At 40.0% G+C, this 19,744-nt stretch carries 24 protein-coding genes and 1 pseudogene; 15 read left to right on the top strand and 10 right to left on the bottom strand.

Going from position 1 to position 19,744, the window contains the following annotated elements:
- Window positions 1-22: 22 nt before the first annotated feature.
- Window positions 23-172 (bottom strand): annotated as a pseudogene (locus tag GTQ43_RS19075) (flagellar assembly protein H); the annotation flags it as partial.
- Between the two features lie 563 nt (window positions 173-735).
- On the opposite strand from GTQ43_RS19075, the gene GTQ43_RS19070 reads away from it, so the two are divergent.
- Window positions 736-1,044 (top strand): NIL domain-containing protein, encoded by a 309-nt coding sequence (locus GTQ43_RS19070; RefSeq protein ID WP_265274341.1) that lies wholly within the window; start codon window positions 736-738, stop codon window positions 1,042-1,044.
- 76 nt (window positions 1,045-1,120) lie between these two features.
- Here GTQ43_RS19070 and GTQ43_RS19065 read toward each other — a convergent pair whose 3' ends face one another.
- From GTQ43_RS19065 to GTQ43_RS19055, 3 genes are all read right to left on the bottom strand, one after another.
- A complete protein-coding gene (locus tag GTQ43_RS19065) occupies window positions 1,121-1,798 on the bottom strand; it encodes a response regulator transcription factor (RefSeq protein ID WP_012407592.1) in 678 nt (225 codons plus the stop codon).
- Between the two features lie 329 nt (window positions 1,799-2,127).
- Window positions 2,128-2,298: a hypothetical protein gene (locus GTQ43_RS19060; protein ID WP_265274337.1), complete on the bottom strand. Its 171-nt coding sequence runs from the start codon at window positions 2,296-2,298 to the stop codon at window positions 2,128-2,130.
- On the bottom strand, window positions 2,298-2,600 hold the full coding sequence (locus GTQ43_RS19055; protein ID WP_265274336.1) for a hypothetical protein: 303 nt from the start codon (window positions 2,598-2,600) through the stop codon (window positions 2,298-2,300). The genes GTQ43_RS19060 and GTQ43_RS19055 overlap by 1 nt, the downstream gene beginning before the upstream one ends.
- A 323-nt stretch (window positions 2,601-2,923) precedes the next feature.
- Here GTQ43_RS19055 and groES point away from each other — a divergent pair, with 323 nt between their 5' ends.
- Together groES and groL are read left to right on the top strand one after the other, a co-directional pair.
- Window positions 2,924-3,235, top strand: coding sequence for a co-chaperone GroES (gene groES / locus GTQ43_RS19050; protein WP_069071443.1), 312 nt, complete (start codon window positions 2,924-2,926; stop codon window positions 3,233-3,235).
- Between the two features lie 95 nt (window positions 3,236-3,330).
- On the top strand, window positions 3,331-4,965 hold the full coding sequence (gene groL, locus GTQ43_RS19045) for a chaperonin GroEL (protein WP_265274335.1): 1,635 nt from the start codon (window positions 3,331-3,333) through the stop codon (window positions 4,963-4,965).
- A 154-nt stretch (window positions 4,966-5,119) separates the two neighbouring features.
- Here groL and GTQ43_RS19040 read toward each other — a convergent pair whose 3' ends face one another.
- Together GTQ43_RS19040 and GTQ43_RS19035 are read right to left on the bottom strand one after the other, a co-directional pair.
- Window positions 5,120-6,475 (bottom strand): hypothetical protein, encoded by a 1,356-nt coding sequence (locus tag GTQ43_RS19040; protein ID WP_265274334.1) that lies wholly within the window; start codon window positions 6,473-6,475, stop codon window positions 5,120-5,122.
- Between the two features lie 82 nt (window positions 6,476-6,557).
- Window positions 6,558-6,746, bottom strand: coding sequence for a ParA family protein (locus GTQ43_RS19035; RefSeq protein ID WP_265276492.1), 189 nt, complete (start codon window positions 6,744-6,746; stop codon window positions 6,558-6,560).
- 85 nt (window positions 6,747-6,831) lie between these two features.
- Here GTQ43_RS19035 and GTQ43_RS19030 point away from each other — a divergent pair, with 85 nt between their 5' ends.
- The 10 genes from GTQ43_RS19030 (at window position 6,832) to GTQ43_RS18985 (ending at window position 14,059) form a co-directional block, all read left to right on the top strand.
- Window positions 6,832-7,614, top strand: a complete 783-nt coding sequence (locus tag GTQ43_RS19030; RefSeq protein ID WP_265274333.1) for a class I SAM-dependent methyltransferase — start codon at window positions 6,832-6,834, stop codon at window positions 7,612-7,614.
- Window positions 7,615-8,454: an urease accessory protein UreD gene (locus tag GTQ43_RS19025; protein ID WP_265274332.1), complete on the top strand. Its 840-nt coding sequence runs from the start codon at window positions 7,615-7,617 to the stop codon at window positions 8,452-8,454.
- A gap of 40 nt (window positions 8,455-8,494) precedes the next feature.
- A complete protein-coding gene (gene ureA / locus GTQ43_RS19020) occupies window positions 8,495-8,797 on the top strand; it encodes an urease subunit gamma (protein WP_265274331.1) in 303 nt (100 codons plus the stop codon).
- Between the two features lie 58 nt (window positions 8,798-8,855).
- Window positions 8,856-9,644 carry a hypothetical protein gene (locus GTQ43_RS19015; RefSeq protein WP_265274330.1) on the top strand — a complete coding sequence of 263 codons (789 nt, stop codon included), beginning with the start codon at window positions 8,856-8,858 and terminating at the stop codon, window positions 9,642-9,644.
- Between the two features lie 13 nt (window positions 9,645-9,657).
- Window positions 9,658-9,972, top strand: a complete 315-nt coding sequence (locus tag GTQ43_RS19010; protein WP_265274329.1) for an urease subunit beta — start codon at window positions 9,658-9,660, stop codon at window positions 9,970-9,972.
- A 31-nt stretch (window positions 9,973-10,003) separates the two neighbouring features.
- A complete protein-coding gene (locus GTQ43_RS19005) occupies window positions 10,004-10,672 on the top strand; it encodes a Coq4 family protein (RefSeq protein WP_265274328.1) in 669 nt (222 codons plus the stop codon).
- A gap of 13 nt (window positions 10,673-10,685) precedes the next feature.
- Window positions 10,686-12,401, top strand: a complete 1,716-nt coding sequence (ureC, locus tag GTQ43_RS19000) for an urease subunit alpha (RefSeq protein ID WP_265274327.1) — start codon at window positions 10,686-10,688, stop codon at window positions 12,399-12,401.
- 3 nt (window positions 12,402-12,404) lie between these two features.
- The gene (locus GTQ43_RS18995) at window positions 12,405-13,358 is read left to right on the top strand and encodes a transposase (protein ID WP_265274326.1); all 954 of its coding nucleotides are present in this window, start codon (window positions 12,405-12,407) and stop codon (window positions 13,356-13,358) included.
- A gap of 125 nt (window positions 13,359-13,483) precedes the next feature.
- Window positions 13,484-13,693, top strand: coding sequence for a hypothetical protein (locus GTQ43_RS18990; protein ID WP_265274323.1), 210 nt, complete (start codon window positions 13,484-13,486; stop codon window positions 13,691-13,693).
- A 96-nt stretch (window positions 13,694-13,789) separates the two neighbouring features.
- A complete protein-coding gene (locus GTQ43_RS18985) occupies window positions 13,790-14,059 on the top strand; it encodes a PIN domain-containing protein (RefSeq protein ID WP_265274322.1) in 270 nt (89 codons plus the stop codon).
- 254 nt (window positions 14,060-14,313) lie between these two features.
- Here GTQ43_RS18985 and GTQ43_RS41785 read toward each other — a convergent pair whose 3' ends face one another.
- Window positions 14,314-14,514, bottom strand: a complete 201-nt coding sequence (locus GTQ43_RS41785; RefSeq protein ID WP_414859124.1) for an NACHT C-terminal helical domain 2-containing protein — start codon at window positions 14,512-14,514, stop codon at window positions 14,314-14,316.
- Window positions 14,515-14,978: 464 nt separating this feature from the next.
- On the opposite strand from GTQ43_RS41785, the gene GTQ43_RS18980 reads away from it, so the two are divergent.
- Together GTQ43_RS18980 and GTQ43_RS18975 are read left to right on the top strand one after the other, a co-directional pair.
- Window positions 14,979-16,118, top strand: coding sequence for a hybrid sensor histidine kinase/response regulator (locus tag GTQ43_RS18980; RefSeq protein WP_265274321.1), 1,140 nt, complete (start codon window positions 14,979-14,981; stop codon window positions 16,116-16,118).
- A gap of 188 nt (window positions 16,119-16,306) precedes the next feature.
- Entirely contained in the window at window positions 16,307-17,689 is a 1,383-nt protein-coding gene (locus GTQ43_RS18975) for an aldehyde dehydrogenase (protein WP_265274320.1), read from the top strand.
- Window positions 17,690-17,843: 154 nt separating this feature from the next.
- Here GTQ43_RS18975 and GTQ43_RS18970 read toward each other — a convergent pair whose 3' ends face one another.
- The 3 genes from GTQ43_RS18970 to GTQ43_RS18960 all read right to left on the bottom strand — a co-directional run bounded on the left by GTQ43_RS18970 (window position 17,844) and on the right by GTQ43_RS18960 (window position 19,700).
- Window positions 17,844-18,449, bottom strand: coding sequence for a sulfite oxidase-like oxidoreductase (locus GTQ43_RS18970; RefSeq protein WP_265274319.1), 606 nt, complete (start codon window positions 18,447-18,449; stop codon window positions 17,844-17,846).
- 438 nt (window positions 18,450-18,887) lie between these two features.
- A complete protein-coding gene (gene rpmF, locus GTQ43_RS18965) occupies window positions 18,888-19,061 on the bottom strand; it encodes a 50S ribosomal protein L32 (RefSeq protein WP_094328804.1) in 174 nt (57 codons plus the stop codon).
- Between the two features lie 156 nt (window positions 19,062-19,217).
- Window positions 19,218-19,700 carry a hypothetical protein gene (locus tag GTQ43_RS18960; protein ID WP_265274318.1) on the bottom strand — a complete coding sequence of 161 codons (483 nt, stop codon included), beginning with the start codon at window positions 19,698-19,700 and terminating at the stop codon, window positions 19,218-19,220.
- Window positions 19,701-19,744 lie beyond the last annotated feature (44 nt).

Below are 19,744 nucleotides of genomic sequence, written 5' to 3'. Positions count from 1 at the left end.
GCCGCGTATTTTATAAAGCGATTTGCAATAAAATTAATGAATCGGCGCGAATTGGTTCGTTTGATAATTCAGTAAGGCTAAGTTCTGTTAATTTAATCGGTGAACCTAGTAACCAAGTTGCCAAGTCATCTTTGAAGTTTTCGGCAATGAATTTACAGATATTGTCATACATGGCAGCCTGAAAGCAAGGGTATTAGATATTTTTGATCAAAATTAACTTTGTTGTTGTTTAGTTAACGCAAAGAAACCCAACCTAACGATCTAATTTTATGTTAATTTTATTTAAACTAATCAGCTTAAATAAAAATTAAAAAAAAATTCGATCTTTGAAATCACGAATTCTAATTTTTAAACTTTCAATTTCTCTCAAAACCTCATCTAAGTTCTCCCTTTGTGAAACTAACCGGGGGTTTGATAACTTTTAGAACTCAAATAGGATTGCCACATAGCAATCCTTATTTCAGTGCAATGCAATCTAAACCTCACCCCGTATTTGCTGACGCAAACACTCCTATTTCCTTAACAAGGAGAGGGGTGGGATGAGGTTCAAAAATATACTTTATGGAGTAGCAGTTATTAAATTGAATACACAATAAATTAGGGATACAACAAATCCTTTATATTTACTACATCTAGATTAATAGTTTGCAAAGGTAAATACTTTCTTGCTTGCCTACGTGGGATAAGTAACGCTAGTGTTAAAAGAATTGTGCAGAAGTCGAGTAGGAAGCTAGAATGGCGATTCCAAAAAAACAAGTAAAATCTAATACTAATATTTTAGATAATAGACGCACCCAAACTCGCATCCAGGTTCGGATTCCTAAAGACTTACATGAGGAACCAGTCATTTCACGACTGGTTTCTCACTATGGGGTCATAGTCATTATTGCTGATGCTCAGGTAAGCGCAAACGTGCCACAATATAGCTGCTTCGATCTGGAACTGCGAGGTACTGTTTCCCAGATTGAAAGCGCCCTAACTTACCTGGATGAACTAGATTTAGAAGTTTTGCATCAATCCAGCCCTGAAGAAGATGGGTGGTAAATTTTAGTTAGGAGTTAGGAGTTAGGAGTTGAAAAATCATAATTTATAACTCCTAACTTTTAACTCTTAACTTTGTTTAGGCCATTTGATTTTCAATCGCCCACCGCGCTAATTCAGTGCGGTTGTGGAGATTGGTTTTGCCCAACATATTGGACACATGGCTTTCAACCGTGCGCTGACTAACATTTAGTTCTTCAGCAATTTCCCGGTTAGCTAAACCCCTGGCGACAAACTGGACTACTTTCAGTTCGGTTGGGGTTAATTGCACATCGAAGGGAACCTGGATGCGGGAACCGTTTTCGCCTCCTTTCGCTTGGTGTTCTTTCCAACGGATAGTTTGTTTCAGTGAGGATTCAACTTGCGCTACAAGTTCTTCTGGTTCAAAGGGTTTGACCATATAAACATCAGCACCTTTATTCAGACCCTTAACTCGGTCTGCACTTTGTCCCTTAGCTGAAAGGAAAAGAACCGGAATCCAACTGGTGCGTTCGTTTTGCCGGACTTGTTCCACAAAAGTATATCCGTCCATTTCCGGCATCATCACGTCGCAGATGATCATGTCTGGAACATCTTGCTCTAAAATTTCCAGAGCTTCACGTCCATTTTCGGCGGTGATGACTTCATATCCCCGGAATTCTAAGTAATCCTTCACCAGCAAGATGAGGTTAGGGTCATCATCAATCAATAGAAGTCGTTTGTGATCTTTCATGCTGGGCTCTTTCATAGCAGTGGCACTTGTCGCGCTTCGGTCCATCAAAGTCTTGAATATTTATCCTCTGTGGTGGGTTATTTCGAGATGTTGTCCTTTTTCCTACTTAACTTGCCTTTGCTGTCTCGAAGTCTTAAAAATGCCGAGCATTTTCGATAGACTAGTAGCTCGATAGCAAAAGTCCAGCAAGGATACGTATAGCAGTAGTATCTATAATGCGCTATTATATATCGCATTGAAAGGGGCGGGCGAGAAAACACTGATAAAATAATAATCCTTCTGACTCACAAGTAAGTATTGGCTTAAAGATGACCCTACCTTAAAACCAACCCGCACTTTCTTAAAGCCTACTGCTATTCCATATCCTTCGGTTGTTAAGCCTCTATGAGGTGTTCACAAGAAACTAGGGAAGTTTCTGGCAAAGGATGGGTTAACAAGACATATTCTTCTACCACCTTATTGCCTATTAAGTGTTCTTGGATGATCCGCTCAATAACTTCCACGTTTGCTTGGCGATACCAGACACCATCAGGGTAAACCACCATTATGAGTCCAGAACAACAAACGCGCAAGCAGTTGGCTTTAGTTCATAGACGCATAAGGAATAATTCTGTTGCGGCTCATCAAGTTTGAACTCTTTAATTCGCTTTTTTAAGTATTCCCAGGATTCCAGACTAGCTAGTTTTAGGCAGCAATTAGCAATTGTCTGTTCAGCGCAAATAAAAATGTGTCGCTGAATTTTTGCAATTCCTAAACTTTCTACACAATTACTCAGGGTCTTATGTTCTACAGACTTAGTGGCTTTGGCGATTTGATGGCTGGACTGGATCACTCCATTGTTACTCATTGAGCGGCTCCCTGATTACAGTTCTATAACAATTTGCAAGGTTTGCAAATAAAGTTGACTGAAAAGGAAATGGGGAATAGGGCATTGGGAATTGGGCATTAGGAAAACTCTTCACTACTCCCGACTTCCTTTGACCATATAAAAATATACGTAACCTACAGGACAAAACCCGCAGAGTAAAAATAATTAGGCATTTATACTTAAGTACACCAATGGTCTGCTAGTTCGGGAACCCGTACTAAAGGAATTCTTGCCATTGGATGCCAATTTTCGGTAGATTAGCACTCAGGGGTTGAGAGTGCTAATCTCTGGAGAAAATAATTATGGCAGCCTTATCTTTAAGCGTTTCTACAGTTAAACCTTTGAGCGATCGCGTTTTCGTAAAAGTGAACGCCTCAGAGGAAAAGACCGCAGGTGGTCTGTATTTGCCCGATACCGCCAAGGAAAAGCCCCAGGTAGGGGAAGTAGTTGCCCTTGGCCCTGGCAAGCGTAACGACGACGGTAGCCGTCAGGAATTGGAAATTAAAGTCGGCGATAAAGTGCTGTACTCCAAGTACGCTGGCACTGATATCAAGCTCGGCACCGAAGAATATGTACTGCTTTCTGAAAAAGATATTTTAGCAGTAGTTATCTAATTGTCATTAGTCACTGGTCATTAGTCATTAGCCAATGACAAAAGACAAAAGACAAAAAACAAAAGACAAAAGACAAATGACAAAGGACAAATAATATGGCAAAGCGCATTATCTACAACGAAAACGCCCGTCGCGCCTTAGAACGAGGCATTGACATTTTAGCTGAGGCTGTAGCTGTTACCCTTGGCCCCAAAGGTCGTAACGTAGTTCTAGAAAAGAAATTTGGCGCACCGCAAATTGTTAATGACGGTGTAACGATCGCTAAAGAAATCGAATTAGAAGACCATATTGAAAACACTGGCGTAGCTTTGATTCGTCAAGCTGCTTCTAAGACCAACGATGCTGCTGGCGATGGCACCACCACTGCTACCGTTTTAGCTCATGCGATCGTTAAAGAAGGCTTGCGGAACGTTGCAGCAGGTGCTAACGCGATTTCACTGAAGCGCGGGATTGATAAAGCTACTGCCTTCCTGGTAGAGAAAATCAAAGAACACGCCCGTCCGGTAGAAGATTCCAAAGCCATTGCCCAAGTTGGTGCGATCTCGGCTGGTAATGACGAAGAAGTTGGTCAGATGATTGCCCAAGCAATGGACAAGGTGGGCAAGGAAGGCGTAATTTCCCTAGAAGAAGGGAAATCTATGTTTACCGAGTTGGAAATCACCGAAGGGATGCGCTTTGACAAAGGCTACATCTCTCCCTATTTCGCCACCGACGCTGAACGGATGGAAGCGGTTTTTGATGAACCTTTCCTACTGCTGACCGATAAGAAAATCGCTTTGGTACAAGACCTTGTACCAGTGTTAGAGCAAGTAGCTCGTGCTGGTCGTCCTTTGGTAATTATCGCCGAAGATATTGAAAAAGAAGCTTTAGCAACCTTGGTAGTAAACCGTTTACGCGGTGTACTCAACGTGGCTGCTGTTAAGGCTCCTGGCTTTGGCGATCGCCGCAAAGCACTACTAGAAGACATCGCTGTTTTAACTGGTGGTCAACTAATCACCGAAGATGCTGGTTTGAAGCTAGATAACACCAAGCTGGATAGCCTGGGTAAGGCTCGCCGCGTCACCATTACCAAAGACAGCACCACAATTGTTGCCGAAGGTAACGAAGCTGCGGTTAAGGCTCGTGTCGAACAGATTCGTCGTCAAATCGACGAAACCGAATCTTCTTACGACAAAGAGAAACTACAAGAGCGTCTTGCTAAACTCTCTGGTGGTGTCGCTGTAGTGAAAGTAGGTGCAGCGACCGAAACCGAAATGAAAGACAAGAAATTGCGCCTAGAAGACGCTATCAACGCCACTAAAGCTGCTGTGGAAGAAGGTATTGTTCCTGGCGGTGGTACAACTCTGGCTCACCTTGCTCCTGAATTGGAAGTTTGGGCGAAGGAAAATCTTAAGGATGAAGAGTTGATTGGTGCTTTGATTGTCGTTCGCGCCTTACCTGCACCTCTGAAGCGGATTGCTGAAAACGCCGGTCAGAATGGTGCTGTGATTGCTGAACGTGTGAAAGAGAAAGACTTCAACGTTGGCTACAATGCTGCGACAAACGAATTCGTCGATTTGTTAGCTGCTGGTATTGTTGACCCTGCTAAGGTGACTCGTTCTGCTCTGCAAAACGCTGCTTCGATCGCTGGTATGGTGTTGACAACCGAATGTATTATAGTTGACAAGCCTGAACCAAAAGATGGCGCTCCTGCTGGCGCTGGTGGTGGTGGCGGCGACTTCGATTACTAATACTTTGTAGTTACATAATTTGTAAAATAGCTGCTTTCTTTATTGAGGCAGCTGTTTTTTTGTGTCAGTAGAAGAGGAAGACGGTGAGTTACGACAACGCTTGTAAATATTTAGCTGAACAGTAAATAGGTGGGCGTTAAAAAACACAACTAGATTAATAGTATTTATTTGGTTGTGCATGAATTGTTCTAAAATGTCTGATAGAATTTTCTATATTCAATTTCGTTGTACAACATGGACAATGGATCAAGCTATTTTGTGGGAATAAATTTAATTTTTTTGCAGTTCCTTCTTCTTTCATAATAAAACTAGAATTATTGTCAATGTCTTTCCCAAAATTATTCCCCCAATATGGAATATCAAAATAAGTACGAACAAACTTGATAGATATATTATTCATAAATTTACTTTTTAAAAATTCTTCAATTGTTATTTGTAATTTATCCAACACTATACTGTTCTGGAATTTCTGGAATTCCATGATTTGTCGAGGTTCAATACAGTTGTATTCAACAAATTTCCAAAAAATTATAATTTTTTGGCTATTCCGGTCAATAGAGAAACTTTTTATTATAGCTAGAATAGATGGTATACTATTGGATGTATCGGTGGGAATTATTAAATATATATATAAATCATTTAGGTAAAGTTTAACATTATGAAAGCGACCAACAGAGAATAAGGGAAATTCATCTTCATTACTAATAAATGGACTAATAGCTCCCTTAAGTTCATTATCACTTAGTAAGGGATATCTTATAGCTAAAGATGTTTCTATATCTGCTGTAGAGGTTTTTTGGTTTACATAATTTTTCTTTTTATCTAACTTTTCTGCGATATAAGACACCCAATCATTTTCTAGAATAATTTGTTTTAGTTTTTGACAAACATCAACAGGTTTAACTAGAGATACGGCAGTTGTTAAATCTGGAGACAGTAAATCACAACACTTATAAATACTATAATGAATTAATTCCTTCAGTAAATGATTGCTATATGGTATGGAGAGATAATCTATAATTTCGCAAGCAATTAGCTTTTGCAATGCTAGCTTATTATCATCACTATCTACAGGAAAAGAGCGACATTCACGTATTAAATCAGTTTTAATTGTATAGAAAAGCTGACATATCTGTTGAGTAATAAGTTCTAATTTAAGAGAGTGAGTTTTCTTTTTAATCCTTTTCGTGGAAGCTTCAAAATCAGTATAGTTAATCCTTATTATATTTAATAAGTGTCTGTCGAATATCTTTCGTCTTTGACCTCTGCCTTGAGCAGTTAAACTACTCCAAATTTGACTGAATTCCATAACTCTTAATGGACACTCTAAATCACTTTCATCAAGAAATTTGTGATGAGCGAAATGAGGCTTTTTAAATTCTCCTTTCTTTAAATGCACATCACGACCACAGACAAGACATCTCATCCCTTTTTCTAGATAATCTGAGTAATCTGTATCATCAGCACAAATAATATAGCCGCCGTCAAGTATAAATTTAGCGTAATACATACAATGTATATATTTTTTTAAATTAAAAAGTATTGCTCTAACTAAAACAAGATTACGACAGAAATAAGCAGACCATTAAAAGTTACGAAAATTTGATTGATTGCAAGGCTAAAAAATGGTATGTGTATTTACGCCGACCTGTACTAGTCAAATTACTTTGAGGAGCAAGGTCAATAGCAAGTACACGCTTTTTGTACATGGTATCGCCGGCTAAATGTTCCGCTAATGCCATAACGATGGTAGTTTTGCCAACTCCACATTTCTGGTAGATTGACGCATTTCATAGGCTATAGCTCTATGTTTCCCTGAAAATATGCCCAACTAACAGGTTCATTTTTACTTTTACATAAAAACCTATGAGCCAAATTAATCCTGAAACAACCCCCTTGCATACCTTAAACCCACTCAACCGATTTTCTGACAGGGCAGAGGATTATGTAAAATATCGACCAAGCTACCCCGCAGATGCGATTGATATTATCTTGGAAGGATTAGGTGAAAGTTCACAACTCGTAGCAGCAGATATTGGTGCAGGTACAGGAATTGCTTCCAGACTGTTAGCTGAACGGGGGGTTAATGTCATAGCCATAGAACCAAATGCGGCGATGCGAGAAGCTGCTGAATCACATCCTTTGATAGAGTTTCGTGATGGAACAGCAGAATTTACCCAACTACCTGATAATTCAGTTGATTTAGTTACTTGTTTTCAAGCTTTCCACTGGTTCAATCCCGAACCAACTTTATTGGAATTTCAACTCATTTTAAAACCATCAGCACGCTTGGCTGTGGTGTGGAATAACCGCGATCAAGAAGATGCATTAACTACAGAATATAGCCGAATAGTCCGCGAAGCATCTAACAATCACCCAGCAGAATCTCGAATGCAAGCGGTAGAACCACTATTAGTAACTCCCCATTTCATTAACATCCACGAATATAATTTCACTTATAGGCAACAGTTAGATTTAACTGGACTTATTGGGCGAGCAATGAGTGCTTCTTACTTCCCGCGTGAAGGCTTGGAATATGAACAGCTTCTTGATAGTTTTCAAGAATTATATCAGCGCTTTCGTGATGAGAGTGGTTTTGTCTATATGATTTATCGCACTAGCGTACACCTTGCTGAAGTAATTAAATAAATGACCTGCGACTCGCAAATAGCAGAAGGTTGGCATGGCAAACTTAATTTAGTCTATGCCGATCGCGAAGGTGCAACCCAATTAATTTACGATCGCCACCAAGCACCCCTAAAGGTACAACGCCCATTTTATCCAGAAGGGCAAAAAGTTTGTCATAGCGTCATTTTACACACGGCTGGGGGAGTGGTGGGAGGCGATCGCTTATCCTCTAACATCCACCTCCAACCCCAAGCCCAAGCCTTAATTACCACGGCGGCGGCAAGCAAGATATACCGCAGCAATGGCTTACAAGCTAGACAAAGCATCAAAATACAAGTTGATGTAGGTGCTTGTTTAGAATGGTTGCCACAAGAGACAATTTTATTTAACGGTGCGATTTATCGGCAAGATTTACGGGTAGAATTAGCAACCGGGGGGAGTTGGTTAGGCTGGGAAATTACCCGATTTGGTCGCAGTGCTAGGGGAGAGAAGTTTTATCTTGGAGAATTGCGATCGCACACCGAAATTTGGCAGCAAGGCGTTCCTTTATGGATTGATCGCCAATGCTTACGGGGTAGCGAAGATGTTTTTCACAGTCCTCATGGCTTGGCTGGAAAACCAATCGTAGGTAGTCTCGTTTGGGTTGGTGGTGCAGTTTCCGCAGAAATTGTCGAAAAAACGCGCAATTTATGGCATGGGGAAGGAGAAGCGGGTGTTAGCCGATTACAACATGGATTATTGTGTCGATATCGCGGTTCTTCCACATCTGAAGTGAGAAACTGGTTTATTGATGTTTGGCAATTGCTGCGAGTTTCTTTTTTGAATCGTGGTAATTGTATACCAAGAGTGTGGCAGGTTTAAACGAACCGCAGAGGCGCAGAGAACACAGAGGAGAGTAGGAATGCAACTTACGCCGCAGGAAAAAGATAAGTTATTGATTTTCACTGCTGCTTTATTAGCAGAAAGACGTAAAGGAAGGGGTTTAAAACTGAATTATCCTGAAGCTGTTGCTTATATTTCTGCTGCTATTTTAGAAGGGGCGAGAGATGGGCAAACTGTAGCTGAATTGATGAGTTATGGTACAACACTATTAACGCGGGATGATGTCATGGAAGGAATATCAGAAATGGTGCATGAAGTGCAGGTGGAAGCTACTTTTCCTGATGGTACAAAGTTAGTGACGGTACATAATCCAATTCGTTAATTAATCTCAAATTAACCATAGGCAAACAACCATTATAAATAATAATGAGTAGACAGATATGACTCAAGATAATGAGGAAAGATATCAAAAATTAGAGGAAATATTGACCAGGCTGGAAAAGTTAGAATTACATTCACAGCAAAAAAAATCGAAGTTATCAGAAATGCTAGAAGTTTTAGAAAAGCTTTTACTCCCGCTTACGCTTGGCATACTAGCTTTTGTAACCAATAAAGCATCTGTTGACATTTCAAAGGATCAATTTCGGCTTGCAGACAAACAATCAAGAGAACAATTGGAAAGACAAAAAGAAGAGAACAGAACTAATGTACAGCAGAAATATATTGAATTATTTTATGAAGATATCAAGAGTGATAATCCTAAAACGCAAATAAAGGCTTTGTCACTTTTGACCTTAATGGACTTGGAGGTAGGTAAAAAAATAGCAGACTGGGTTAATACACTAAAATCGACTACTCCTGAAGTCAGAAAAGAAGCGGCAATAGTCAGTACAGATATTAATAAATTTGGTAGATTAAATACTTATAAAATAAACATTTATCCTGAGAATAACAAACAAAATTTGCTAGAAGCAGCAAACCAAATCAAGACAAAACTGATAGAGTATGGTTTCCGTACAGAACAAATAGATGTTAAACAAGAAACAGAATCATTTTTTGAACGATTAGGAAAACCCAAGGGTTATGAAATTCGATATGATTTAGGAAACGAAGAGGAAGAAGCAAAGAAACTAGAAAGTATTTTGAAGGAGGTTTACCCATCACAGAATTTTATTAAACTTCCAATTGGTAGCAACTCACGAAATAGTATGTCTATATTTATTGGCTAGTAAAAAGGTGAATATGATTCCTGGAGAAATTATCACACCAACAGGTGAAATTGAACTAAATGTTGGTCGTCCAACTATAAAATTGCAAGTGTCAAATACAGGCGATCGCCCCATACAAGTCGGTTCCCACTATCACTTTTATGAAGTTAACAGCGCCTTAAATTTTGACAGAGAACAAGCGCGAGGAATGCGCCTCGATATCCCCGCAGGAACCGCAGTCCGCTTTGAACCAGGGGATGAAAAAGAAATTATATTAGTCCCCTTAGTAGGTACTCGCCAAGTCTACGGCTTCAACGCCAAAATTAACGGAAACTTGCCACTAATCTAAAATAGACTCAGACATTCATTGAGGATTTTATATGTTAATAGCAGAACAGCGACGCATCAGCCGTGATTTTAAAACTATATTGAAATCAATGGTGTGTCTGTTTAGAGAACCAACTAACCTAGACTATATTTACAATCTTGAAGATGAGTTGCGTTACACCCAGGCGAGTTTATTATCTGTTGAGTGGTTAAATACTCAACCTGAAGTATCCCTGTTGATTCAAGAACGTTATATTGCACCATATCCTGATATCGAAGTATTGCTGCAATATCCTGAAGACTCATTAGGATATGCCTACGCATCTTATATTAAAAAATCTGGTTTTGACCCCAGTTTTTATCGTCAAATACAAGTAGAAGACGATGTGAGTTATGTGCTGTTACGCAGCCGTCAAACTCATGATATTTGGCATATAGTTACAGGTTTTAAGACTGATGGACTGGGAGAACTAGGTCTTAAAGCTTTTGAATTAGCCCAAACCCGCAGAAATTTAGCTGTTTTCTTAGTAGGAGGCGGGTTATTATCCATCCTCGTAAAATCGCCAGATGTTCTCCCTGATTTCTTAGAACAGATAGCTCTCGGCTACAGAATGGGGTCAAAAGCAAAACCATTATTAGCACAAAAGTGGGAAGAAAATTGGGATAAAGCTTTATCAGAATGGAGAACTGAATTAGAAATTGATTCAGATATTTTAAATTAAGAGGAATGAGATAATGAGTTACAGAATGGATCGCCGCGCCTACGCCGAAACTTATGGGCCAACAGTAGGCGATCGCATCCGACTTGCAGACACAGAATTATTTATCGAAGTTGAACAAGATTTCACCACCTACGGCGATGAAGTAAAATTTGGCGGCGGTAAAGTCATCCGTGACGGAATGGGACAATCCCCCATTTCCAACGCCGATGGTGCTGTAGATTTAGTCATTACTAATGCCTTAATTCTCGATTGGTGGGGTATTGTCAAAGCGGATATTGGCATTAAAGATGGCAAGATTTTCAAAATTGGTAAAGCCGGAAATCCTTATATTCAAGACAATGTAGATATTATTATTGGCCCCGGAACTGAAGCCTTAGCTGGTGAAGGAATGATTCTCACTGCTGGCGGTATTGATGCCCATATTCATTTTATTTGTCCCCAACAGATTGACGTGGCGATCGCTTCCGGCATTACCACCATGATCGGCGGCGGTACTGGCCCCGCCACAGGTACAAATGCCACTACCTGCACCCCCGGCCCTTGGAATATTTACCGAATGTTGCAAGCTGCTGATGCTTTTCCCGTCAACTTAGGATTTTTGGGCAAAGGTAACACAAGTCAACCCCAAGGACTTATAGAACAAGTAGCCGCCGGTGCAATGGGGTTAAAACTACATGAAGACTGGGGAACTACACCCGCAGCAATTGATACTTGCCTCAGTGTTGCCGATGAATATGATGTGCAAGTAGCGATTCATACTGATACCCTGAATGAAGCCGGATTTGTGGAAGATACGATCGCAGCTTTCAAGAATCGTGTCATCCACACTTACCACACCGAAGGCGCAGGGGGTGGACACGCACCAGATATCATCAAAGTTTGCGGACAAGCCAACGTTTTACCATCTTCCACCAACCCCACACGCCCTTACACCCTCAACACTTTAGACGAACATCTGGATATGTTGATGGTATGTCATCACCTCGATCCTGCGATCGCTGAAGATGTTGCTTTTGCTGAATCTCGTATCCGCCGAGAAACCATTGCTGCTGAAGATATTTTGCACGACTTAGGCGCATTTAGCATGATTTCTTCCGACTCCCAGGCGATGGGGAGGGTAGGCGAAGTTATAATTCGTACCTGGCAGACATCTCACAAAATGAAGTTACAACGGGGAACTCTTAACCCACAAGGAACTGAGCAAAAAGCAGATAATTTTCGGGCAAAAAGATATGTTGCTAAATATACTATAAATCCTGCGATCGCTCACGGAATTGCTCAATATGTGGGTTCAGTGGAAGAGGGAAAATTAGCAGATTTATGTTTGTGGCGATCGGCGTTTTTTGGTGTGAAACCAGAGATAGTGATTAAAGGCGGAATGATTGCATGGGCGCAAATGGGCGATCCTAACGCCAGTATTCCCACACCGCAACCCGTTTATATGCGATCGATGTTTGGTAGTTTTGCAGGGGCGCGTCATGCCACATCATTAACTTTTGTTTCCCAAGCAGCTTTAGAGAAAGAAATTCCCAGCCAGCTAGGTTTACAAAAGGCAGCAGTTGCAGTTTCTGGGACACGCCAATTGAGTAAGCGGGATATGAAGCTGAATGATGCACTACCCCACATTGAAGTAGATCCAGAAACATATCAAGTCAGGGCTGATGGTAAGTTGCTGATTTGTGAACCTGCGACAGTTTTACCAATGGCACAGAGATACTTTTTGTTTTAATTCATGACCGAGCAACTTACTGATTACGATAGTCCTTGGAAAGAAGTCATCGAGCTATATTTTCCCCGCTTTCTGGAATTCTTTTTCACCCAAGCTTATGCCGAAATCGACTGGACGCGACCTTATGAATTTCTGGACACAGAACTGCAACAGCTAGAACCGGATGCAGAAATTGGGCGGCGTTTGGTCGATAAAGTTGCAAAAGTTTGGCTACTGGATGGAGAAGAAGCTTGGGTATTGGTTCATGTGGAAGTCCAAGGGCAATATGACAGCCAATTTGCCGAACGGATGTATACATATAATTACCGCTTGTTTGACCGCCATAAAAAGCGAGTCATTAGTTTAGCAGTTTTAGCAGATGAACAAGCGAATTGGCGACCTTCCACCTACAGCTATCAACTGGGCGGGTGTCGTGTCAGCTTAGAGTTTCCTGTGGCGAAACTGTTGGACTATGAGCAAGGGTGGGAAACCTTAGAGCAAACGACCAACCCCTTTGGTGTAATTGTGATGGCGCATCTCAAGACCAAAGCAACGCAACGAAACCCAGAAAATCGGCTACAGTGGAAACTAAGCCTAGTCAGACGGCTGTATGAACGGGGATATAGCCGGGAAGATATTCGGGAATTATTTCGGTTTATCGACTGGATAATGGTTTTGCCAAAAGAGTTGGCACTTAGTTTTAAAACAGAAGTAAGAAGTTACGAGGAGGCAGATAGAATGCGGTACGTAACTAGTATTGAAAGGCTAGCAAAAGAAGAAGGAATTGTTGAAACTGCTAGAGAAAGCATAATTACAGTTCTAGAAACACGATTTGGAGAAGTGCCAAGCTCTATTGTCGAAGTTGTCAATAAGATAGAAGAACCATCTGTGCTAAAAACGCTTTTCAAAAGTGCGATCGCAATTCCTTCCACAACAGAATTCCAGCAACTATTAGATAATCTCACCTCTGGGAAATAAGCGTAGGCATAGAGCGTTTTTTTGCTAGATATCGCTCTTAAAGATGAGAAGAAAGTTGCCCTCATTAATTTTCTGTCTTGAGGTTACGATCAAATAGTAAAATGTTGTATTTGATATAGAAAATTATGCTACCTTTTAAGACAAAAATTGTGACTGATGAAGCCATGCGTCCGGTAGCAGTGTTGATTGATTATCAGGACTGGCAGCAAATTGAGAAGATATTAGAAGCTCATCAATCAGAACAAAAACAAGAGTTTAATTTAAACCAGTATGCTGGTGTAATTCAATTAACTCAAGACCCTTTGGAATATCAGCAGCAAATTAGGCATGAGTAGTGTTGATACAAACTTTGATTTTTTTAGATACAAATGTAGTCTTGTATTTTTTGGGTGGTCGCTTGGTAAACCCACTACCATTAGGACAATATTTCAGTGATTACTGAGATTGAATTACTCTCTTATCCAAATCTTAGTCTAGAAGAAGAAACACAAATTATTGATTTTTTAAATAAAATTACAGTTGTCGGTGTTGATAATAATATTAAGAATTTAACAATCGAATTTCGCAAACAATATAGACTCAGGCTTCCTGACGCAATAATTGTAGCAACTGCAAAATCTCTAAATGCAACATTGTTCACAAATGATGTCAGATTGACTAATTTAACAGAAATTAACACTCAGTCAGTGCAAATTGTGTAATGGGAGCGATGTCTACGACGGGCTTCTCTGCGAGAGGCTACGCCAACGCCTACGCAATTCCTTCCACAGCAGAATTCCAGCAAGTGTTGGATAATATCGTCTCTGGGGAATGAGCATGGTGGCTCGTTGCCAAATATCCGTTGTTTTATGATAAGGAATGGTTTCTTATTTACTTGTTGCACACTCCCTTTCATCAGAAAATGTGGAAAAAAGTTTAAAATGCAAAATTAGAAAATCTCTGTGTTATTTTTCGTTTATATTTTACTTATTGGTAATAGCAAGTTATGCTCAATTTTTTGTCTAATTTTATCGCTAATATTACAATCGCTGTTTAAGCAATTTACTAAGAGCCGACTCTTGCCATTACCAAAGATTTCCAAAAAGACTGCCTTTTCTCGGTTTGACAATTCGCTGTATTGCTCTAGTTGTGTCAGAAAGTCTCTTGGTAACGACATATACCTAGTGTGAAATCGCCTTAAAGTTCAGTCTAGCTTGCGTTTGCAGAGATTGGCGGCTAGTAAAGATATGTCAAGACAAGTCAATCTAAGTCACAACAAGTCAAATAAATAACTACAAAATAAAATTGCGACATTGAACTCAGTCAAGTAACTGAGGCGATCGCAATGTTAGAAATATTAATTACTCTGATTCTCAAGAAATGTATTGAAGTTATCCTAGTGCTATTGCTGAAAAAAATCTGGGCATGGCTGCTGAGGGATGAAAGTTTCCAATGTCTCAACTACTTTCTGAAAATGCAGATTCTCATACTCTATCTCGATTGGATTTTGCTCAAAACATCTCTAAAGTCTCTGCCTGAGCCAACAAAAGAGAACGATTCACACACATATAGCTAGACAAATTGTTACAAATACAGCTAGTCTTATCAAAAATTTACTTTTACCCCGTACCTTGCATCTATATGACTTCACAATCTTCTCGCTCAGGTAAAATTCTGGTTGTTGATGACTCTCCTGATAACGTGTTTTTGATCAAAACTATTTTGGAAGAAGAAGGTTACACAGTTAGCACAGCAGAAAATGGAATTTCGGCTTTAGCAGAATTGAAAGCTTCTCCTTGTGACTTGGTTTTGCTGGATTTGATGATGCCAGGTATGGACGGGTACGAAGTCACTAAATATATTCGTGGAGAGATGAAATTGCCACAATATATCCCCATATTGCTGATTACTGCCCACGATGCGCCCAACGTCGCCCACGGATTAGATTTGGGTGCTGATGATTTTATCCGCAAACCTGTAACAGTAGATGAATTGCTGGCACGAGTGCGATCGCTCTTACGTTTGAAGCATAGTATGGATGAACGTGATGAAATTGCCCGTCAGCGAGAAGATTTTGTCTCTCGTCTCACTCACGATTTACGCACTCCTTTAGTAGCTGCCGATCGCATGTTGATGCTATTTCAACAAGGTGCGTTGGGAACATTATCACCGCAAATGCACGAAGTAATCACCATCATGGCCCGTAGTAATATCAACCTGCTGACTATGGTCAATACCTTATTGGAAGTTTATCGCTTTGAAGCCGGTCGCAAAAGCTTGGCATTTCAACCAGTTAATCTGGGACGTTTGCTAGAGGAGGTGACTGGAGAATTAGCACCTCTAGCTCAAGATAAAAAACTGTCGCTAAATTTAGATTTTACTGAAGAGTCAAACACAGTCATGGGCGATCGCTTGGAATTGCATCGTCTATTTACAAATCTTATCGGTAATGCGATCAAATTTACCGACTCTGGATCTATTAATATTCGTTTCACCTCTCAACCTCAATTCGACAAAAGTAGTCAATCTGAGTTATTTGGAAAATCCAATTCCGTTAATTATATTAGAATTGAGATAGCGGATACTGGCCCAGGTATTCCCACTGAAGAACAAGCCACCATTTTTGAACGATTTCGTCAAGGTAGTCACAAAAGTTCTGGTAGTGGCTTAGGACTTTACCTTGCTCGCCGAATTGTCGAGGCACATCAAGGGATTATTTTGTTGAATTCTGAGTTGGGTAAAGGTAGTGTATTTATTGTTCTTCTACCCACGACAACATGAGAAAATTAGCAATTATAATTTATGAAATATGGAGTATTTTATCCGAATATTTCATAAATTATAACTACTATATAGCAAGGATTTAAAGTAATTATTACAATGAGAAAATCAAATATATAAAAATATGAATTAAATATTCTGGAATAGCAAGACTACATTAAAAAAATACTTTTTTAGGGTGCAAAACAATGATTACTACTGAATTATCTAACGTCAGCAAGATTATCCAAAATCAGCGTCATTTTTTTCAATCTGGCAAAACTAAAGATGTCACTTTTCGCATTGAACAACTCAAAATTCTCAAGCAAGCAATTATTGAGCATGAACAAGCAATAGTCGAGGCTTTACAAGCAGATTTACATAAGCCTGAAGTAGAAACTTATCTTACAGAAATCAGCGTAATTAAGGAAATTGATTATGTTATAAAACATCTTCAAAACTGGACTAGTCCTAAAAAAGCGGCGGTTTCTTGGGATTTCTTTTCCTACTCAGCGAAAATTTATTCAGAACCGTTAGGGGTTGTCTTAATTATCGGCCCTTGGAATTATCCATTTCAGTTAATTATCTCACCGTTAATAGGTGCGATCGCAGCCGGAAATTGTGCAATTATCAAACCTTCAGAGATTGCTTCTCATACCTCCCATATTATTACTGAAATTATTACCAAACATTTCGATCCCGCTTATATTGCAGTCGTAGAAGGAGGTGTGGAAGCAAGTCAAAAACTACTTGCAGAAAAGTTTGACCATATCTTTTTTACCGGTGGCACAGCCGTCGGCAAAATCATTATGGCAGCAGCAGCAAAATATCTCACGCCAGTGACTTTAGAATTGGGTGGCAAAAGTCCTTGTATTGTAGATACTGACACTAATCTTGAATACACTGTTAGACGAATCACTTGGGGCAAATTTATTAATGCTGGACAAACTTGTATCGCCCCAGACTATCTTTTAGTTAATGCAAAAATCAAAAAAGATTTAATAGATGGGCTGAAAAAAGGTCTAAAAGAATTTTATGGTGATAATCCTATAACCAGTCCTGATTATGCCAGGATTATCAGTCAAAAACATTTTGACAGGTTAGTTAACTTCCTCAAAGATGGTAAAGTTCTCATCGGTGGAGAAAATCAACCTTCAGAGCGTTATATCGCCCCCACAGTGATTGATAATGTCTCTTTAGAAGATTCTATAATGCAGGAAGAGATTTTTGGCCCTATTCTACCTGTAATTGAATATACTGACATTACAGAAGCGATCGCATTAATTAACTCTAGACCTAAACCCCTGGCGTTATATTTATTTTCTCAAAACAAAAACCTGCAAAAGCGAGTTTTGCAAGAAACTTCATCTGGTGGAGTCTGTATCAATGACACAGTGATGCAGGTCGGTGTCTCGTCTTTACCATTTGGTGGGGTGGGAGATAGCGGTATTGGCAACTATCACGGTAAAGCTAGTTTTGACACCTTTTCCCATAAAAAAAGTGTATTGCAAAACTCCTTCTGGCTGGATTTAAAATGGCGATATGCTCCTTATGCGGGCAAACTACCACTCATAAAGAAACTTCTGGGTTAAAAAAGTGAGGAGTTAGGAGTTAGGAGTGAAAAATAAAAATCTATAACTCCTTGCTTTGTCAACTTTAAATTTTGAATTTTTGATTGAAGAAAAAATCTAAAATTTAAAATTGAATAACTCCCAACTCCTGTACAGACGCGATTCATCACGTCTCTTAAAACGCAAAAGCATTGCTGTAACGCTCCTCAGCCCAAGGTTCACCACGGCGATGATAACCATTGCGTTCCCAAAAACCAAGTTCTTCACCACCTAAAAACTCTAAACCATTAATCCACTTAGCACTTTTCCAAGCGTAGAGGTGGGGAACAACTAACCGCATCGGGCCACCGTGTTCAGATGGAAGGTCTTCACCAAAGACTTTAAAGGCAAAGAAGTTTTCTTCACGGATGAAATCTTCTACAGAAATATTGGTAGTGTAGCCGCCATAGCAGTGTTCCATAATGTGGGCTACTTTCGGGTCTAGCTCAATCAGACCCATAAAATCTGTAACTTTAATGCCAGTCCATTTGACATCAAGCTTAGACCAGCGCGTTACACAGTGGAAGTCTGCTGTGAATTCGTGTTGAGGTAGCGCCATAAAATCTGACCAACTAAAGGTAGCAGGTTTTGCCAAACCCCAAACTTTAAACTCCCATTCCTCAATACTGACTTGGGGAGTTGCACCGTAAGTTAATACGGGGAAACCTTTAGCTAAGTGTTGACCAGGAGGGACACGTTCCCCCTCTTCTTTCCCTGGTTTCTGAAAAAATTTTCCTAGCATAGTTGGAGAAAAATAAGTTTTCTCAAGGTGTTTACAAGCTTTATTACTGAGTTGCTAATACTACCAGACGTTTTACTTTTTATATGATTGCTTACTTAATTATTACTCATCAACATAATTACTAATTCGTAATTAAAAATCGGGTTAGAGTCTCCGACCTCTATAGGGTATAAATCCCCATCCATAACGTAATTACGAATTACGTTAGCGACACGAGAAAGCGAGTCCGCGTTCGCTTTTAGCGTCTTGTAGAGAGCGTCATTACGAACTACTCGGTAATGGGTAATGGATTTTCCCAATTACTCACTACCAATTTTTCTCGTTCTAATGAGCTTGTATAGAGTATCTATGATTCAAAATGCAATCAGGAAAGCTAATAAAAAGCGTTTATCCAGTGTAAGAAGATTGGTGCTGTTTATGCTTTGCCTGACTGGGAAATTATGATTCTTCTTCCTCTTCTTCAGCAGCTGGATAGACAAATGTAGAACGTCCAGTCAAAATTGACTTACCCAAAGATAGGGCTTTCTGAGCTTCGACGACAGCTTTGTGTCTCCAGGTAGCTCGACGTTTATCTCGTTTTGATTTGGAAGTTTTCTTCTTAGGAACAGCCATGTCAGCAGATATCGTGATTCTTGACAACCTTCTTATTCTAGTCCATCTACTGACGTGAAGAACAATAGTGAGCGGTTGAGACTGAAGTAAAACACGGCGACAGAGGGAATTTTTTAAAATTTCCACTCTTTGCGTCTCCGTGTCTAGCTCAACCCGTCATTTTTTGGTTGGCACACTGCTAGCTGCTGTAGAGCTATTGTCAAAGAAAAGTAGCGATCGCGCCGTTTTAAAATAAGTGGCCCAATTTTGAGCATCAGGACGCGATCGCCATTGGGGACGACTTACATCTAATGCTAGAACTGGTGCGATCGCTCCATAATTTTGTACTGAGATAATTATTGAAACATCTGTCACCAATATATCTTGGTCGAAGCTCCTCTGAGCAGCTGCCCTCGCTGCCGCTTCCGCCCTCCTGAGAACGGTTTCATAGTTTTCTTCCGGTAGGCGGTCAATAGCTAGATCGACTCTAGCGGTGTAAGCGCGCACAACCTGCGGTGCGATCGCTTCCGTCAGAAACCACGCAGGAATAGTAGATCCGAGCAAAATTAATAAAGGAACTATCCGGATTTGTCTGGCAATTTGGCTAATAAATGAAAAGGGAGCGAGCGATGATGGTAGGTGAGCAGAAATCTTGCTCATGACCTTCTATCTCCTTAGTAATGATCTGTTATTGAAATTAGGTA

The organism is Nostoc sp. KVJ3 (assembly GCF_026127265.1).
Lineage (GTDB): Bacteria > Cyanobacteriota > Cyanobacteriia > Cyanobacteriales > Nostocaceae > Nostoc.
This window is presented reverse-complemented; position numbering and strand designations above follow the sequence as displayed.

Coding starts and splice junctions, on each gene's coding strand:
- rpmF (WP_094328804.1), bottom strand. CDS start 19,061: ATGGCTGTTCCTAAGAAGAAAACTTCCAAATCAAAACGAGATAAACGT.
- GTQ43_RS19005 (WP_265274328.1), top strand. CDS start 10,004: ATGTTAATAGCAGAACAGCGACGCATCAGCCGTGATTTTAAAACTATA.
- GTQ43_RS18990 (WP_265274323.1), top strand. CDS start 13,484: ATGCTACCTTTTAAGACAAAAATTGTGACTGATGAAGCCATGCGTCCG.
- GTQ43_RS19055 (WP_265274336.1), bottom strand. CDS start 2,600: ATGAGTAACAATGGAGTGATCCAGTCCAGCCATCAAATCGCCAAAGCC.
- GTQ43_RS18995 (WP_265274326.1), top strand. CDS start 12,405: ATGACCGAGCAACTTACTGATTACGATAGTCCTTGGAAAGAAGTCATC.
- GTQ43_RS18980 (WP_265274321.1), top strand. CDS start 14,979: ATGACTTCACAATCTTCTCGCTCAGGTAAAATTCTGGTTGTTGATGAC.
- GTQ43_RS19065 (WP_012407592.1), bottom strand. CDS start 1,798: ATGGACCGAAGCGCGACAAGTGCCACTGCTATGAAAGAGCCCAGCATG.
- GTQ43_RS19070 (WP_265274341.1), top strand. CDS start 736: ATGGCGATTCCAAAAAAACAAGTAAAATCTAATACTAATATTTTAGAT.
- GTQ43_RS18975 (WP_265274320.1), top strand. CDS start 16,307: ATGATTACTACTGAATTATCTAACGTCAGCAAGATTATCCAAAATCAG.
- GTQ43_RS19025 (WP_265274332.1), top strand. CDS start 7,615: ATGACCTGCGACTCGCAAATAGCAGAAGGTTGGCATGGCAAACTTAAT.
- ureC (WP_265274327.1), top strand. CDS start 10,686: ATGAGTTACAGAATGGATCGCCGCGCCTACGCCGAAACTTATGGGCCA.
- groES (WP_069071443.1), top strand. CDS start 2,924: ATGGCAGCCTTATCTTTAAGCGTTTCTACAGTTAAACCTTTGAGCGAT.
- GTQ43_RS18960 (WP_265274318.1), bottom strand. CDS start 19,700: ATGAGCAAGATTTCTGCTCACCTACCATCATCGCTCGCTCCCTTTTCA.
- GTQ43_RS19030 (WP_265274333.1), top strand. CDS start 6,832: ATGAGCCAAATTAATCCTGAAACAACCCCCTTGCATACCTTAAACCCA.
- ureA (WP_265274331.1), top strand. CDS start 8,495: ATGCAACTTACGCCGCAGGAAAAAGATAAGTTATTGATTTTCACTGCT.
- GTQ43_RS18970 (WP_265274319.1), bottom strand. CDS start 18,449: ATGCTAGGAAAATTTTTTCAGAAACCAGGGAAAGAAGAGGGGGAACGT.
- GTQ43_RS19015 (WP_265274330.1), top strand. CDS start 8,856: ATGACTCAAGATAATGAGGAAAGATATCAAAAATTAGAGGAAATATTG.
- GTQ43_RS19060 (WP_265274337.1), bottom strand. CDS start 2,298: ATGGTGGTTTACCCTGATGGTGTCTGGTATCGCCAAGCAAACGTGGAA.
- groL (WP_265274335.1), top strand. CDS start 3,331: ATGGCAAAGCGCATTATCTACAACGAAAACGCCCGTCGCGCCTTAGAA.
- GTQ43_RS19010 (WP_265274329.1), top strand. CDS start 9,658: ATGATTCCTGGAGAAATTATCACACCAACAGGTGAAATTGAACTAAAT.
- GTQ43_RS41785 (WP_414859124.1), bottom strand. CDS start 14,514: ATGTCGTTACCAAGAGACTTTCTGACACAACTAGAGCAATACAGCGAA.
- GTQ43_RS19040 (WP_265274334.1), bottom strand. CDS start 6,475: ATGTATTACGCTAAATTTATACTTGACGGCGGCTATATTATTTGTGCT.